The sequence below is a fragment of the Eudoraea sp. genome (assembly GCF_039969275.1).
In the GTDB taxonomy this organism is placed as follows: domain Bacteria; phylum Bacteroidota; class Bacteroidia; order Flavobacteriales; family Flavobacteriaceae; genus Eudoraea.
Genome location: NZ_JBDVOC010000003.1, coordinates 558,787 through 576,532, shown reverse-complemented (window position 1 = coordinate 576,532; position 17,746 = coordinate 558,787). Strand labels below are relative to the sequence as shown.

Annotated in this window: 12 protein-coding genes; 7 read left to right on the top strand and 5 right to left on the bottom strand. The window is 39.0% G+C overall.

Translation table 11 applies throughout. From position 1 onward, the window contains the following. The first annotated feature begins 109 nt into the window (after positions 1-109). From ABJH90_RS03465 to ABJH90_RS03455, 3 genes are all read left to right on the top strand, one after another. Complete coding sequence (locus ABJH90_RS03465; protein ID WP_348142509.1) at positions 110-478, top strand: four helix bundle protein; 369 nt, start codon at positions 110-112, stop codon at positions 476-478. A gap of 496 nt (positions 479-974) precedes the next feature. Next, entirely contained in the window at positions 975-2,327 is a 1,353-nt protein-coding gene (locus ABJH90_RS03460; protein ID WP_348142507.1) for a hypothetical protein, read from the top strand. Beyond that, entirely contained in the window at positions 2,305-2,664 is a 360-nt protein-coding gene (locus tag ABJH90_RS03455; RefSeq protein WP_348142504.1) for a cyclic nucleotide-binding domain-containing protein, read from the top strand. The genes ABJH90_RS03460 and ABJH90_RS03455 overlap by 23 nt, the downstream gene beginning before the upstream one ends. A gap of 277 nt (positions 2,665-2,941) precedes the next feature. Here the strand turns inward: ABJH90_RS03455 and ABJH90_RS03450 are convergent, their stop codons facing one another. From ABJH90_RS03450 to ABJH90_RS03435, 4 genes are all read right to left on the bottom strand, one after another. After that, positions 2,942-3,709: a DUF6090 family protein gene (locus ABJH90_RS03450; protein WP_348142501.1), complete on the bottom strand. Its 768-nt coding sequence runs from the start codon at positions 3,707-3,709 to the stop codon at positions 2,942-2,944. Between the two features lie 182 nt (positions 3,710-3,891). Then, positions 3,892-5,922: an adenylate/guanylate cyclase domain-containing protein gene (locus ABJH90_RS03445; RefSeq protein ID WP_348142498.1), complete on the bottom strand. Its 2,031-nt coding sequence runs from the start codon at positions 5,920-5,922 to the stop codon at positions 3,892-3,894. Between the two features lie 389 nt (positions 5,923-6,311). Continuing rightward, complete coding sequence (locus ABJH90_RS03440) at positions 6,312-8,372, bottom strand: adenylate/guanylate cyclase domain-containing protein (RefSeq protein ID WP_348142496.1); 2,061 nt, start codon at positions 8,370-8,372, stop codon at positions 6,312-6,314. Between the two features lie 164 nt (positions 8,373-8,536). Further along, the gene (locus ABJH90_RS03435) at positions 8,537-9,427 is read right to left on the bottom strand and encodes an alpha/beta hydrolase (RefSeq protein ID WP_348142493.1); all 891 of its coding nucleotides are present in this window, start codon (positions 9,425-9,427) and stop codon (positions 8,537-8,539) included. 334 nt (positions 9,428-9,761) lie between these two features. Here ABJH90_RS03435 and ABJH90_RS03430 point away from each other — a divergent pair, with 334 nt between their 5' ends. The 4 genes from ABJH90_RS03430 to ABJH90_RS03415 all read left to right on the top strand — a co-directional run bounded on the left by ABJH90_RS03430 (position 9,762) and on the right by ABJH90_RS03415 (position 16,302). After that, positions 9,762-10,892, top strand: a complete 1,131-nt coding sequence (locus ABJH90_RS03430; RefSeq protein ID WP_348142490.1) for a helix-turn-helix domain-containing protein — start codon at positions 9,762-9,764, stop codon at positions 10,890-10,892. A gap of 113 nt (positions 10,893-11,005) precedes the next feature. Beyond that, a complete protein-coding gene (locus ABJH90_RS03425) occupies positions 11,006-11,737 on the top strand; it encodes a CPBP family intramembrane glutamic endopeptidase (RefSeq protein ID WP_348142487.1) in 732 nt (243 codons plus the stop codon). A 528-nt stretch (positions 11,738-12,265) separates the two neighbouring features. Beyond that, positions 12,266-14,503 (top strand): amino acid permease, encoded by a 2,238-nt coding sequence (locus tag ABJH90_RS03420; RefSeq protein ID WP_348142484.1) that lies wholly within the window; start codon positions 12,266-12,268, stop codon positions 14,501-14,503. 311 nt (positions 14,504-14,814) lie between these two features. After that, a complete protein-coding gene (locus ABJH90_RS03415) occupies positions 14,815-16,302 on the top strand; it encodes an alpha/beta fold hydrolase (protein WP_348142481.1) in 1,488 nt (495 codons plus the stop codon). A gap of 616 nt (positions 16,303-16,918) precedes the next feature. Here the strand turns inward: ABJH90_RS03415 and ABJH90_RS03410 are convergent. Beyond that, the gene (locus ABJH90_RS03410; RefSeq protein WP_348142478.1) at positions 16,919-17,623 is read right to left on the bottom strand and encodes a DUF6090 family protein; all 705 of its coding nucleotides are present in this window, start codon (positions 17,621-17,623) and stop codon (positions 16,919-16,921) included. Between the last annotated feature and the right edge of the window lie 123 nt (positions 17,624-17,746).

Genomic DNA, 17,746 nt, shown 5'->3' with positions numbered 1-17,746 from the left:
AGAGAAGGGTGGTTGGGGTAGGGAATAACGAAGTAGGAAATACGAAGTATGAAGTGGGAAATAGGAATTTTCAGATGGAGTGTTCCCTCAATGGTATAATAACGATGTTGTGCAAAACCTGAAAATAAGAACAAATAGATTTGCTATTAACTGCTGGAAACTGTGTATCGGAATTCCCAGATCAAGGGAGCTGGATGCGTGGGTAAGACAATTGATACGATGCTCCAGTTCGGTAGGAGCTAATTACAGGGCATCCCAGAGGGCTAAATCGACAGCGGATTTTATCTATAAACTTAAAATTGTTGAAGAAGAAACCGATGAATCTATTTATTGGTTGGAACTATTTCAAGAGGTCCTTGACCCCCGTAAAAAACAAATTCAAACTTTGATTAAAGAAGCGAACGAACTTTTAGCGATAGTTGTGGCATCCATTAAAACTACCCGAAAAAATAAAAACAAACAAAACCGAAAGATTTAACCTTTTACTTCCTACTTCATACCTCTAACCTTTCACTTCGTACTTCAAACTTCAAACCTTTCACTTCGTACTTCAAACTTCAAACCTCTCACTTCGTACTTCAAACTTCAAACCTCTCACTTCCTACTTCATACCTCTCACCTCGTACTTAAAACCTCACTTCACTTTACTCCGTGACGCTCATGCTAGCTGGGGGAAAATTCAATATCACCGTTACTTGCAGTTTATGTTGGTGGCCAGTATTATTTCGTTTGATACCATTCTTCAAGTATTTTCATGCCTGCATCATCGTGATTGTCTAAAGAAGCAGGCTGTAGCAATGGACACCTTTGGATGATAAATATCATTTAATGTAGAAATTTAAGAGCCTACTTTTAACTTATGGGGTTGAATGGATTTGGGCTACTGGCGCATACCATATTTAATATGCTTCATCTTCGACTCGTTCAAGTCATTTCTAATAGCAACTAATATGCCTTTATTAACTACACAGGGGATGGAATTGACAGACGGCTCTCGCATTGCAGTTATAGGGGGCGGTCCTGCCGGAAGCTTTTTTAGTTATTATGTCCTGGAATACGCCAGAAGATTCGACCTTGAACTTGAACTCGATATTTTTGAAGCCAAGGATTTTACGAAGATAGGTTCTTCAGGGTGCAATCACTGCGGGGGAATTATATCAGAATCATTGGTTCAGGAATTGGCTACAGACGGTCTGGTGATCCCTTCAGATATTATACAACGTGGGATCAATACCTATACCATGCATACCGAGCAGGGGACGAGGAGGATCCACGCCCCGACTGATGAACAGCGCATCGCATCAGTGTTTAGGGGATGTGGGCCGAGAGGTTGCTTAGACAAGAGTCTGAAAGGGTTTGACAATTATTTGTTGGGTCTTTGCCAGGAGAACGGTGCCAGGCTTATTCCTGAAAAAGTAACCCGCCTGGAAAGAACGGAGGAAGGAGTGATGGTGGGGTGTTCTAAATCGGCTTTACGGAAGTATGATCTGGTAGTTGGAGCTGTCGGACTCAATCCTAAAGCATTAGAACTTTTTAAAGGTATTTGTCCTTCCTATTCGTTACCAGAAGTTACTCGCGCTTACATCAGCGAATTTTTAATGAAGCCCGGCGATATTGAGAAAAGTCTGGGAAGTTCCATGCATGTATTCCTGTTGGATCTTCCGCAAATTACCTTCGGAGCACTTATTCCCAAATACAATTATATAACCCTCGTTTTGTTAGGCAAGGACATAGACAAAGATATCGTGCAGAATTTTATCAGTTCCAATGAGGTAAGGTCATGTTTCCCCGAAGATTTTCCGGTAAAAAGGGCGGTGCCATGCCAGTGCTATCCCTATATCAACATAGCACAAGGCAATCATGCTTATGCTGATCGGGTGGTGCTGATCGGTGACTCGGCCTCTTCCAAATTATACAAGAATGGAATCGGTGCCGCTTTCATTACGGCAAAAGCCGCAGCGAGTACTGTTGTTTTTGAGGGGATCAGCGAAAGGCACTTTGAAAAATATTATAAACCTATATGCAGAGACCTTGACAAGGATAACTGGGTTGGAAAATGGATCTTCTGGGTCACCAGAATCATTCAAAAATCTACTGTTTTAAAAAGAGGGTTGCTGGACCTGGTTGGAAAAGAACAAGCACAAGAGCATTTGGCTCTCAGGATGAGCTCTGCTCTTTGGGATACTTTCACAGGCAGCGCTGGTTACAGAAATATCCTCAAGCGCTTCCTTCATCCCAGTCTTCTTTTTGGACTCGTCAAAAGTACGTTAGCATCGAATATATCAATAATTAATCGCCACAGTCATGAAAAGCAAGAAGCTCGGTAAACTTTATAAGGACAGAGAAATCATTGTTAAACAGGGAGACAAGGGAAAATGCCTTTATGTGATCCAGGAAGGCAGGGTAGATGTGATACATGAAACACCTGAAGGAGACAAAAAGGTAGCGGAACTGGGCGAGTCGGACTTCTTCGGAGAAATGGGCCTTTTTGAGCACGATGTGCGCTCGTGCACCGTCCGGGCTGCCGGGGAGGTCAGGATACTCACAATTGACAAGCGAAATTTCTTCAAGTCCATAAACCGGGACTCTTCTCTGGCCTACAGGTTGCTGGAAAAAATGTCGAACCGATTACGGGAAGCAAATGAAAAGATTAATAATCCCTGATCTTTGGCTCCAGGGGTTTTAGCCTAAGCCATACGCAAAATTGATAATAAAGGAATGTACCTGGGGGTGATGGAACTATGAAAGACTAGATTACAGCTAACAGCTTCAAGGGAACGAACGTGACCCTCGTGCCAGCTCATGATTTACAGTAAACAGTAGGCAATGGGAAGGGACAATTATCAATAAAAAATTATCAAATTCCACTTTTTATCTTCGATTCTTCAAATCTTAAATTTCCCGTTCATCAGAATCAATAATTATTATTCGTATAATTTCTCTAAAGCAAGTCCTTAAAATACCTTTCCATGTACCCTTCAACCACCTTAGCCTGCTTTATTAAATTGTCGCATAATTCAATATTGACTATTGCAGACATGGTTATAGCACTACTAATTCTGGGTACATCTTTGTTAGATAAAATGCATCTGCGGAATTTGGGAGAAGAATGCCCATAAAAATCAATACCTTTTTCATAGATCATCTGAGACCCTTCGGAATCATTGCAATACGCGGTAAGTATGCGCATTTCTTCGCGTACTTTTTTAGGTAGTTGATTAAATCTATCAATATTATAGTCGTAATTTCCATAGAAGTTGTTGAGCAATTGAGTTAATGAATCCTTTATCACATAAGTTTCAATACCCTTTACTTTTAGGTCATCCCAGGTATTATCTTTGCGTTTCATAGGGATAATCAGAGAGAGCTCCCAACCCGCTTTATAGGTAATGTCCGACGAATCCATAGCGATGTTTTCTTTCTGTTCAAATGCCCTGAGGACTTCCATACCATATTTGTACTGTTTATTCAGCATTTCTTTGCTGATTTTTATTCTATTAAGATCTTCTTGCAGGTCTTGATAAATTGATCGAATGTATCTTTTTTCTTTGTTTATGGTTTTGCGTTGCTCGTTCCAATTATTTATTTGCAAGGCGATCAATATCCCAATCACAACCAGTAAAATCTCACCAATAGCATATCTGCTGTATTTGAAAAACTGGTTATCATCAGCAAGTTGTTTGCGGATTTTTCTAAAGAAGTTGATCATTTGAAGTATTGCTTGGCGGTTTCCTTATCAAGGTACGCAAATATTTGTAAGGTGTTAACGTCACTATGGTGGACGTACTTCAGAGTTACACATTCGGGTGAATCATTGAAGCCATTTAGTACCGGAGTTTGGATAGAGAAGGGTGGTTGGGGTAAAGGTTCTCATTAGTGCATGAAATTCCTTTACCTAAGATTAATTCTCTCCATAATTTCAATATACCTAGGTTCCTCCTGATAGGCTTTTGTAAGGGGTCCTATAACAGCATAATAGGGTAGATTCGGATCTCTTCTGATGTACATTTTTTCCATCCAATACAGTGATTTCTCTCTATTGTCCGTTAAGAGATATAGCGGCAAGACTATACCAGTCCACAAGTGCGTAGCGTCACTGATTTTTGCCAAGGCATCGGCAGTATCGTTCAAAGCTGTGTTAAAACCACCACTTTCATAGGCTTTCTCAAGTATTTTAAGAATGTCATCCTGACCACCTAACTGGATAATCCTTTTCAAATGCGCAATTGCCTTATCATGTTGTTTTGTTTGTGTGAAGGAGATCAAAAGAAGGATATTGGCAAAGGCTGGGTTATCCAAAGTCTCATATAAGCTCATATATTCTTCATATTTTCCATGATGTACCAACATAACACCCCGGAACCCGTGAATCAAAGGACTAAGAGGATCTGTCTCCGTGGCTCTGTTCATTTGTTCCCATGCTTCATCCCATCTGTTTTGAATCATAAGAATATGCGCATAAAATGCCCTGGCTTCAGAAAAATTAGGGTTTAATTCAAGACATTTATCCAATGCATTATTACAGGCTTCCCATTCAAAATCCGTATTTCCCAATTTGGCGGCCTGCCAGCGCCAAACCTCAGCATCTGTGCTGTCGAGTTCAAAGGCCTTAGCAAGGTATTCTTCCATTTTTGGATCAGCTATTTCTGGGGATATGAGAGTCAATTGTTTTCTAGCGATCCAAATTCCCGATAATCCCCCATAAGCAGGAGCAAATAAAGGGTCTATCTCTATTGACTTCAAAAAATACTGTTCCGCGTCCTGGATTCCTTTAGGTGTTAGTAAAGCGAGGCTGATTCTCCCTTTAATATATAATTCATATGCTTCCGGATTTACAGAATATGTTTTCTTAAGCAGGTCTTTTGCCTGAGGGGTAAGTTTAATATTAATTTCATTCGCAACAGTTTTGGCCACCTCACTGTATAGGTTAACAATATTTTCATTTGCTATCTCATAAGTTTTTGACCAAATTTGACGCTCTTCAGGATATGCATTTACTAAATTAAATTGAATATTGATCTGATCATCAGCTCTTAGCAGTGAAGCTTCAACTATTGCGTCAACATTCAATTCTGATGCTATTTCTTTAATAGTTTTTTCTGTTTTGGCATAGGATAAGGTGGAGGTCCTTGAAATCACCTGTATTGACCCTAATTGGCCTATCTCACCAATTAGTCCAAAGTGCATCCCTGAGGCAAGGTACGCCTGAGTTGAATCTCCGGTGTGATTTGAAAAAGGAAGTACTGCCAATGATTGGATATCGTTAATGTTGTTCTTAAAAAACCTATTCCAAAGTAGCAAACTTCCTATAATCAGAACACTTATTAATATGCTATAAAAGGAAACAGATTTAAATATCGATCTGGGTTTTGTTACTGAATTGAAAAGATTTTTAACTTTAGTTTTAGATGGTAGTGGCAATCCTTCTCCTATTATGGCGTGTGTTCTAATCCCTTCACTTACATTTTTAAGTTGTGCTTCACCAAGGTATATTGATATTATATCACTATTACCCCTAATCGAGGTATGAACGGAATCAGATATATATATGCCTCCCGGATCAGCTATAGATTCCAACCTTGAAGCAATATTTACACCATCTCCAAAAACATCACCTCCCTCGGTAGTAACATCCCCAAGGTGAATACCAATACGAATTTTACTTTTTAAATCTTTATTAGCGTTTTGCTGAATAGCAATAGCACATTTAACGGCATCATAAGCACTGGTAAAACTGGCTAGTACCCCATCTCCCATTTCTTTCAACCATTTTCCACCATGCTGTTCTATGAGTGGTTTTTGGAGGGCTCTATTGTCACTAACAAGGTTCAGGGCTTTTTTTGAATCGCTGCCCATCATTTTTGTGAAGCCAATTATGTCCGTGAACATTATGGCCTGGAGTTGACGTTTTTGTTCAGTCATGGATTAATAAGATAGCAATTTTAAACGATAATGGCAACATAACAGCAACCAAAACCTGGGAAGCAGAAAGCAGATAATAATTGTACAAGAGCGATCCTTAACTACCCTCATAGTTAAACACAATATAGATTTTATGACCAATTAGACCCCACATTGTATAGAACAATAGATGTTGTTCATTTAGGAGGTTAAATGGATAACGACCTTGATAAAATGTATTTAATGCACTTTATCTTTTTGTTGTACCACTTATTTAGGGGCTAAGAAGACACTGCACTCATATAGTACGACTATCCAGGAAACAAGTCCAGTAATCTTGACAATGTGAATTTTTGAATGACTGCTAAGAGCAATAGCGGCTTTTCGTATCTCTTTGTAAAATATGGCATTTAGCTTGCTGGCAACCATTCGTTCAATCCCATTTTCTTAAGCAGTTCAAGATATCTTGGTTCGGACCTAAGAATCTCGTAATCCGCACTTTTTATGATCTCTGGCAGATCCGAGGACCTAGACTCATATGATTTTTCAAGCCAATCCAATGCTAACTGCTTTTCTCCAAGCAGGGTGTATAATATTGCCACCCATGGGGGCCAAATATTTGGCCATTTAACATCAAACTCTACCATCCAACTAATAAGACCTTTCATTCCCTGTCTTTTGTATATATCCTCCGCCAAATGCACTCGCCCTTCCATATAGTTATGTGCTGCCCAATGCTTCTTTAAGCTATTAAAAGCCTCTTCCTCTTTTCCTTGTTTTAGGTAAATCTTGAACATATCAATGTGAGACTCTCTAATGTCAAATGGATCTAACTCTTGTAGCGTCTTTAATTCTTCAAGCGCCATATCTAATTCACCCTCATCATAATAGTACCATGCAAGTTGTGACTGCATTAGAAAGGAAAAAGGGTCAAGCCTAAGTCCAGTGTTTATCTGTTCAAGTAGTTTATCAGAGGGCCCAAAAATGAATAAATATTCTGCATACCAGTGACGGGCCATTATGTAATTTGGGTCTAACTCAATGGATCGTTTAAGTTTTGACTCAGCTTCATTCCATTGCCATTCTCTCTTGGCAATTGTTCCGAGAGTGGCATACGCCTGGGCAAGATTAGGGCTAATTTCAAGAGCTTTAAGTGCATATTCTTTCGCTTTGGAGAAGCCGATATCCATGGGTAAATGGTCATAAGGCACCCTCATAAGATAGCCATCGGCCAGTCCTGAATAAGCCAAAGCGTATTCCGGGTCTATAGCCAAGGACTGCTCAAAATAATCAATGCTCTTTCTTAGCGCATCTCCTGTGCGTTTGTACCAGAAATAACGACCCATCATGTACAAATTATAGGCCTCTGGATTACTTGTACTACGCACCTGTATTTCATTTATTTCACTTGGGGACAATACTGTATTGAGTTCAGAAGCAATTTTTTGAGCTATATCACTTTGTAATTCAAAAATGTTGATCAGCTCCCTGTCATAATTATCCGACCACACATGTGCATCTTGTGTAGCATTAATCAACTGGGCATTGATCCTCACTTTCCCACCAGATCTTTGAACACCACCCTCCAGTAAATAAGTTACTCCAAGTTCCTCTGCAATCTGTGGAATGGTCTTTTTAGTATTTCGGTATTGCATTACCGATGTACGAGATATAACCTTGAGTTCCCTGATTTTAGAGAGATCATTGAGAATGGCTTCCATGATACCATCGCTAAAGTACTGTTGCTCAGGATCATTACTCATATTTACAAACGGCAATACCGCAATAGATTTGTTAATCTCGGCCTCCGCAGTCGTTGGAGGATAGGTTTGTGGTTCATTTAGGCTGTACTGATAGCCAATATATACCAACAGCAGCAAGGTAATTATCACTGCACCAATTATCATTACTTTCCTGCCCGCCAACTTGGGTGGGTGTTTTAATCGAATTGGATCCTTTTCTGGTGATTCATCTTTCTCTACATTTACCTTATAAATCTTAACAGGTTCATCCACGTTCTTGAATGTCTTTTCTTCAACAAAACTTGTAGTAATGCCTGCTTTGTTCTTAACATTTTTGTGCACGGATGAAGAAATATGGATGTCACCTTTTTTGGAATCTTCCTGCAATCTGGAGGCAATGTTCACAGCATCACCCAATACATCAGCTTCAACAAAAACCATTTCGCCTTCATGGATCCCTATCTTCAGAGGGATACCTTGTTCATTGCATGCTTTCTGGATTTTGATAGCACACCGCACAGCATCCGATGCTAAATGATAACTGATTAGCATCCCATCACCCATTTCTTTAATGAGGGTGCCATTGAACTGATTTATCAACTTGGTATGTATCTTCTGATTTTTCTTGAGGATCTCTAGCGCCTTGTCTTCGTCAGAACCCATCAGTGCCGTGTACCCGACAATGTCGGTGAACATAATAGCTGCATATCTGTGATCCTGATCTGACATATATAGAATAATTGTACATATAAAAATAATGATATTATCTCACTTTAAATATAATGCTTGATTATCTTATTTAGGATAGAATGACACCAGGGATTCTAACAAACGCCTGTTTTATTGGCGTTTAATTTTTTTTTAGCTATTTTTCATCAAAGGTTCAACTCCTATCAATGTTTTAAATGCAGGTCCATCCATTGTACCATCTTTTCCCTTACCCCGGGTGAATTTATTACCCCAGGTCCATGGGCACCACCTTCAACAGTAATTAGATTCGACTTAACCTTCATCTCTAAAAGTTTATTATACATATTTTCCGACAAAACATAGGGCACTACTGGATCTTTATCACCATGAATTAATAAAAATGGTGGATCATCAGTAGATACATGGTTGATCGGCGATGCCTGGTATGCTCGTTTGTATTCAATGGTTGAAGGTTTATCTCTTACCCGAGCGCCTAAAAATGATTCTCCAATATCTTCACCCAAAAAGTTTGTAGGCGCTGCCCTGGCTATAACACATTGAACCTTTGCGCTTATTCTATTAACGGGGGTGTCATCTTCAAGAATTTCATTTCCATCGAGTACACCTAGCATACAAACAAGGTGTCCGCCGGAAGAACCTCCGATAGCACCAATTTTAGCCGGGTTGATTCCATATCTGTCTGCGTGATACCGAATAAAACGAACTGCTCTTTGTACGTCTTCAACCGCAGCTGGATAAACAAAGCGGGGTACTGCTCTATGATTTACGGAAAATAAGGTATAACCAGCCTCAACAAACACTTCCCCTTCAAGTTTCACATGTCTCATGTGGTTGAGCATACGGGCATCTAAGCTTAAACCCCTTGTCCAACTGCTTCCGGAGATATGAATGATACCATAACCGTTAGGGTTTTCCGGATAGTATACATCCATAAGTAACGCCAGGCCAGAGTACATACCAAATACTACATTCCTGTCAACTTTGGCAGCATTTAATTCGGGTTGGGCTGATAATCTTAAAAGAGATAGAAAGCTAATAAGCAAAAGCGAATTCAAGATTAAAAGTTTCTGCATGATCTTTTGAGATTATAGCTAACAATGGGATATAGTTATTGATGAACTCCCACTTATGTAATCTAAGATAGTTTATTTTGGTTATACCCAAAGTGCGTACTTCTTAGGAGCTATATAGTACATTACGTTATATATGTACACATTAGATAGAGTAACAGGTGTGGCCCTTGCAAGTGTCAGGTTTGTTAGATTCATAAATATAAAAAAGCAGATTCATTTTCGTACGACAAGAGCGTGACGCTTTAGCTAGGGGGGGAGTAAATTACAATAAATACGTATGGATGACCTATTGATATCCTCTTCCTTTATAGAGATTTGCTTATATTTAATTGTTATGAAATACAACCTGGGCGCATTGCTTTCTATCCTGGTAGCTTTCCAATTTTTGTTCTTGGCGCTCTACCTGTTTATGCACAAAAAAGGAATTAAAAGAAACAATAGACTGTTGGCTTTATTGTTTTTTTTGTTCGCTATTAATCTGATAGATTTTGCAGCCCGAGTTAGCGGGTTCATATTTCCCAACCCAATGGTTCATCTGTTAGATGATGCCTTTTTTTTCTTGTATGGCCCTATTCTGTATTTCTATTGCCGGGCTGTGGTATTCCACGACTTTGCTTTTAAAAAGCGCGATGCGTGGAATTTAATGCCTTATGCCATATATACATGCTTTGTGCTATTTCTAATTGTTTCCCTGGACAAGGAGTCCGGGCCTGAAATTGCGTTAAAAATTACCACCGCAGATTTTCCTGCCTGGGTATATGGCATTGGTCTGTTTATATATTTACATATATTATACTATTTGTGGTTATCCTGGCGCACAATCAAAATGTATCATGCAGTAATAAAAGATAAGTATTCCAGTATAGACGGGATTAAACTAGACTGGCTCAATTTTATGCTACGGGCATTTACTATCATCACTGTTGTTGCAATGATTCATAACCTGACACCAATTTTAAGCAATAGGATATTCCTGTATGTTTCGGTCACAGTATTGCTTCTTGTAACTTTCTACTTCATTAATCTGATATTGGTAAAAGCACTAAATCAACCTGCTATATTTTCCGGGATTGCTAAAAAAGAAACTGAAAAGTATGCGATGTCTAATCTTAGTCCGGTTGATATTAGTAATTACAAAAATCAGCTTACCAATTTGATGCTGACAGATCAACTCTACCTGAATCCGGATCTGAATAGTAAAGATTTAGCCGAGGAATTAGGCGTAAGTGGAAAAGCGCTCTCTCAGGTAATAAATCAGGGATTTGATCAAAACTTCTATGATTTCATAAATACCTTTCGCTGTGAAGAGGTAAAAACAATTCTACAAGGCCCTGATAAGAAAATAACCATAATTGAAGCCATGTTTCAGGCCGGATTTAATTCTAAATCTTCCTTCAATAAGGAATTCAAAAAACTGACCGGTCAAACTCCATCCGAATTTAAAAAAAGTCTATCCCAAACCTAGTTAGACATAAATTTTGCGATAATAGTCGTATTTATTTCGTCCGTTTTCCTGAAGACGGTCGATTTCCATTTTTCTGTACAATAGTTTTGAGTCTTACTTAAAAATTAAATAAGATGGAAACTAAAATGAAAAGTGTACAATCCGACCAGCAGGATTGGTTATACTGCTTTGGCGAAATGTTGTTGGTATTTCTTCCGGCCCTCTTGTTCATTAAATTTACCAGTTCATGGGTTGGTGAAGATCTAATTCGCAGCTATGGTGTTGTCTGGGTTGCTAATCTCCTTATGTTAGCAATGATTTGGACGAGTTTGAAACTACGCGGACAGTCCTGGAAAGAATTAGGATTGACCTTCAATCCGGTTAGCCTAAAGCAAGGCCTCCGCGTCTTTGGACAATCTTTGGTGGTATTTCTGTTTGGTGTCAGTTTCTTTGTTTTGGGCTCCATTATTATGGCCAATATTACCGGGATTCCCGAAGGTGCGGATTTCAGCAGATATGATTTTTTAAAAGACAATCTGGGGGGGCTCCTTCTGTCACTTTTGGGAGTATACTTCATTTCTTCTTTTGCTGAGGAGGTAATTTACCGCGCATTTTTAATCAATCGCATTGTTGAAATAACACAATCCTTCAAATATAGTAAGCTAATAGCGGTACTTCTTAGTTCGGTTTTCTTCGGGTTAGTTCATTATGAATGGGGTGCTATGGGGATGGTCCAAACCGGATTTATGGGTTTGGCTATGGGAATTAGCTATTTTGTGCTAAAGAAAAGGCTATGGACGCTGATTATTGCCCATATCTACATGGATACGCTGCTTTTTGTTCAGATTTATCTTGCCAGTAACTAATTACATCTGTTCGAACTTTTAGAACAGGTTTATGCTATAATTGAAATTATTACTATATATGGTAACGGTCAATCAGAGGAGCGTACTGAAGTCAATGGGTATCGACCACTTGATAAGGTAAGCAGGTTAGGGTAGTGGAATAACGAGGTACGAAGTAAGATATACGAAATATGAAGTAAGAGGCGGGAAGGAGGCGATAAGAAGGTGGGAATTGGGAAGTTGGAAATTGTAATTTTGATTAGGGCGTGTTCTCTTATTGGTTAAATGGCGATCTTCCTACTTCGCACCTCTAACCTTTTTCCTCTACTTTAAACTTCATACCTCTAACCTCAAACTTCACACCTCACACTTCTTACTTAAAACTTCACTTCATTCAGCTCCGTGACGCTCGCGCCAATTGGGGTTTTGTTTAGAGATGATAAGGAAATTATTCAAAAAAGTCAGATATTAACGATTATGTTATCCAGTAAACACCATAATTAAATACCAAAAAGTTCCTATATTAGTTTAGGTAAACTCACTAAGGCTATGCAAGAACAACTCGGAAGTAACCGAGTAGAAACCGAACTAAGCAGGGATTTAGGAATCACTTCTGCCCTGGCTATTGGCATAGGAACCATGATAGCCGCCGGGATTTTCACATTATCTGGATTAGCTATTCGCAATGTGGGCTCTTCCGCGATTATTTCATTTTTTCTTGCCGCTATTGTTGCACTTTTTACAGCCCTGACCTATTGCGAATTTGTATCTATATATCCGCGAACAGGTGAAGGATATTTGTACGCCCGCAAAACCTATTCCTCACCGCTGGCCTATTTTGTAGGATGGGCACTCTTTTTGGGGTATGCCTCGAGTTGTGCTTTTTATATTGCCAGTCTATCCAGTTATTTTAACGAGTTTATCTGGCACAGCCCATTAGAGTCCTTGTCAGGCCTTGTCCTTTTAATCGGTTTAACCCTGCTTAATGTGAAGGGAACCAAAGAGAGCGGTAAGTTCCAGATTATTATCACGGGGGTAAAAGTACTTTTATTGATATGGTTCATTTTTGGCGGATTGTCTTATGTAGAAATTGACGAGGTATTGAATCGAATGAGTACGGATTTTGTTAAAATTGGTTCTACTGCGGCAATGGTGTTTATTACTTTTTTCGGATTTTCGGCTATAGCTGCATCTGCAGGAGAGGTAAGAAACCCGGTAAAAAATATACCCCGTGCAATTTTTATTTCTATGGCCGTGGTGACCGTTCTTTATACGATGGTCGTATTGGTAGTTCTATTCGCAGGACTGCATGAATATACAGAAGCATCAATGGGGGAGGCGGCACAGAAATTTTTGGGGTATGTTGGGGGCTACGTCATTATTGCCGGAGCCATATTTTCTATGATCTCAGCATCCAATGCCTCCATTATGGCAGGGTCCAGGGTAATCCTTTCAATGAGTCGTCTGCAACATATGCCTAAAGAAATAGGGATTATTAACTCACGAACCCGTACCCCGATTATGGCAGTTTTAGCTGTCGGAGGGGCCATTATGGTTTTTGCACTTTTTCTTCCCCTCGAGGATTTGTCCTATTTTGCAAATACGGTGTTATTATTGGCCTTGATATTTGTGAATGCTGCACTGATTATTCATCGAAAAAAATACCCTGATATTGAGCGTCCTTTTAAGGTACCTTTAGTACCCTTACTACCCATTCTGGGTATCCTGGCCAATATCTATCTTATCATCCAAATATTCCAGCATCCCATTCCTTTTATTTTGGCGATTAGTGCTTTGGTAATGGGTATGTTTGCTTTTATTGCCTGGAAAGGAACCCAGACTGAGGAAGCTGCCATTCCGGGTCGTACCTCGCATATTGCCCACAGCCTTGGCCGTGGCACACAGGTTAAAGAACGGTTTAGGGTGCTTGTACCTATTGCGAATCCTGATACGGCAGCAAGCCTCATTAAGCTTGCAGTTGCGGTAGCCAAAGCTAAAAATGGTGAGATCTTATTGCTGCGTGTAATCCGTATACCCGAACAATTACCACCCACAGCCTTCTCGGAGCAGGATGTGGAAAAAGATGAAGTATGGCTAAAATCTATACGGAAAATTGCCGAAAATCAAGGTATACCCACACATGCTCTAATCCGGGTGGGTCATAATGTTGCACGAGCCATACTCGAGACGTCTCGTGAGCGCTATTGCGATCTCATTATTTTTGGATGGAAGGGGTATTCCACCAGCAAGGAGCGACTTTTGGGTCATATCACAGAGAACATCATTACCCATGCCCGTTCAGATATCATGCTTGTTAAGATGGTAGGCAATACTCTGCCTCACAACATTTTACTCCCTTCGGCCGGTGGTGAGCACGCCCGATGTGCCGAGCAGTATGCTGCTGCAATTGCCCGGAATTTGGATGGTTCTATTACGGTTTGCCAGGTATCTCCTGAAGAAACTGATAATCCGGTAATGGAAGTAATCCATGAGCGCCTTGAATCTGCTAAAGAGCGGATTTTGAAAGTCAATGGCGATCCTGAAATGCCTCCATTAACGAATGTTAAAAGCACCGTTATCGAAAGCGATTCTGTAGTAGATGGTATTGTTAAAGGGGCCAAAAATTATGACGCAGTTATGGTGGGTGCCGCCGGCAGGAGTATCTATCCTAAAATATTATTTGGTGGCATCCCGGTAGAAATCGCAAAAGGGGTAAATAAAACCGTTATTGTTGTCAAGCATTTTGATCCGTTGAAAGCCTTAGTTGGAAGGGTAGTGAGGGAGTAAGCATCCACATCATACTATAACAGATGTGGCATTGTCTAATGTGTACTACTAAATTAATCAGAGATGAATAGCTTTTTACTCATTAGGGTTCGGAAATTCTTATTAATAGCCCATTTTACCGCAACAATTAGAGAATAGTATCCCCAATTTTGATATAAATTGTCACTTATGACTTTTATCATACTTATCAAACCTTTTTCATTCTAATTTAAACGTTTCTAATCGCTTTAATTACCTATTACCAAATACAATTGTTAGAAACAATTTTGAATTCACCTCAGATTTCCAAAATTTCTGATAAAATTTTAAACATGAACAAAATAGTAGTTATAAGTTTATTAGTTCTTGCAAATTTAATTGTAGGGTGTAATAAGAAAAGTGATACCGGTAGATTTATTCCGGCAACTTGCCCGATAGATGTACCAGAAGGTCTTGAAGAGAGTGGCAAATTTACCTATGGTTATATGGAAGTGCCAGAACTCCATGAAAACCCCACTGGTAAAACAATTGAACTTGCCATAGCAATTCACAAGTGTCAAGGCGATTCTGCAACCCACGAGCCGCTTGTCTTGGTTACAGGCGGACCTGGAATGTCTGATATTGACAATTTTGTTCCGGATTTATTTGGTGATTTGGGCGCCCTTTTTCTCGACAACCGTGATATTGTAATTATTGAATTAAGAGGGCTAAAATATTCGAAACCAAATTTAATGCTCCCTGAAATCGACAGCCTGCAACTATACCTCGCTGATAAACACCTGTCTGCAGAGAAAACCATTGAATTATACATGGCTACATTGCAATCTGCATATGACCGTTTGGGGAAAGAGGGCGTCAACCTCTCTGCATACAATGACTATGAGATTGCCAACGACATTGTATTTGTGATGGAGCAACTCAGTTATGGAAAGTTCTCCATATTTGGTTCGTCATTTGGAACACTGGTCACCGAGCACCTTCTTATGAATCATTCAGAGCATCTGGTAAGTGTCACCATGAATGCAGTTGTGGATATCAACAAAGCCATGCCGGGGATGCACACCAACAGCATCCAGGCACTGGAAGACATATTTGAAAAATGTGAGAACGATCCTGAATTGAGCCAGGCCTATCCCGATTTGAAAAACAGATTTCTATCAACACTGAAAAGACTTAATGAAAGCCCGGATATTTTATACATAGAATATGGGGAAAATGGAGAAATGTATAAAATTCCACTCAGCGGAAATAAGCTTTCCGTATGGCTATTCGGCATGATGTACTGGGACGCTCAAATTCCTGCAACCTTAGATAAAATTCTTTCTGGCGAATACAGCAAGATCATTCAGAATCCTGGAATGATTTTCCCATTAAATGAATTCAGCTATGGTTTATCATTAAGCATACTTCTATCTGAGTATTCAAACTTTGAAGAGGGAGATATTCCTTTGAATAATGAATATGCTGATTATGTAAAAGGTTGTGGAATGATGCTTTTTACACCCTATTTTTTGAGTCATGCCAAGGAAGTATGGAAGGTCAATGATTTACAAAAAAATAATATTACCCTAATTTCAGACGTGCCAACCTTAATACTTAGTGGCGAAATGGACCATGTCTGTCCTCCAAATTACGCCAGGGATTTATCTAAGAATCTGGAAAATTCATATTTATATGTTTTTCCAGGAATCGCCCATTCACCCATCGATTTTGGTCCATGTGGCATCATGATGATGAAGGAATTCATTGATAATCCATCAAAAGCTCCCAATAGTTCATGTGTGGACCAGTTTCAAAGCGGATTCAAGTTGCCGGAATAAATATTGGTGAATAGAAAAACTGTTTCTAACAATAAATAATAGTCATAGGGTGTATTGCAGAACATTTTAAACATGGTGCATTTACTCAATCATGTAACGGTTGGATACTTTGGAGCGAAGAACTTGCCCTACGCCTTTTATTCGAACCGTTACATGCAATTTATTTTGAGAACCTGAATTTTATCGATCCAATGTTTGGTAAAAGCAATATTCCTTAGTAATTGTCTAATTCTATAATTTTGAATTATGGTTCTTTATGCTCTTTCAAATGTTAGTAACAAAGTTGAATTTTGGGTGAAAATGTTCGAGTATAATACCCGATTACAGGTTCTATAAAACGGCCATTATATTGGACTATAATGGAAATTAGTGAATGTCCCAAGAAACATTCGTTTTATAGGACTTTTCGAAACGATGATTTAATAATAATCTTTTCAAATGGCGTTTTTCCCGGTACCATTGTCCGCACCATACAATTACCGATGTAGTAGTGGTTGGTTTATATGAGCAAGCAGCAAAGATTTTGATCGAACAACTAGGTTTTTATCCACCTACCTGAGGTACGGCACCGATATGCCAACGAACGTAAAAAAGTTAATGCATGCCTATGGCGGGACTATTCTAACTCTTTTTCCAACAAAACAATTAAGTTGTCTAAATTCTTTTTTGCTTGCTCATATAGACGATCCTTTTCTTCTCCTATATGAATAAAAGCCTCAATAGTGTTATGAAACTGATAACTATATAGTTCTTCAGGTTTAATTACCTTAAATGGATTCATTCTTATATAATCAAATAATTTTGGTATAGTCATATACATTACCTGCTCATTATTTTTTTCCAATCGATTAATATAATTGTAGTGATTTCCCAACTGTTGCAATTGTCTAAGGATATTCTTGTTAGTGATCAATTCAAGTTTACCACTTTCGGCAAGAGCATCATATGTAGTTTTATTCTTATTGAAATCCGAAAATTGAGTAAGTTCCATGGCTATCAGGCCTAAGGTATCTGCCAATTTCATTTGAGAATCATTTAAGATTATTTCACTCCCATAATGAAATCTTGACAAATGATTTTGATTATCTCGGTGTTTATCTTGAATTTCAGCTAAATCGGTGCGTAATTCCTGTAGAACATCGTTATACACCTGTCGCTCTATTGTTTTTAATTCTAAGGATTCCTTCCAATTATTAATAGATATGGCAATCAAAATCCCGATAACCACAAGGATGATTTCGCCAACGGCATAAATAAGGTATTTGCCGAATTTGTTTTCAGTTAAGAGGGATTGTCTAATTTTCCTGAAGAAGTTGATCATATGAAGTAGTAGCTGGTTGTACTTCCTAAGGTAATGAATTAATATAAGAGACTTAAAACCAGTCTAATAATATTTAAATAGAAGACCACCTCATTATATACCATAACCGATGTTACTTTACTT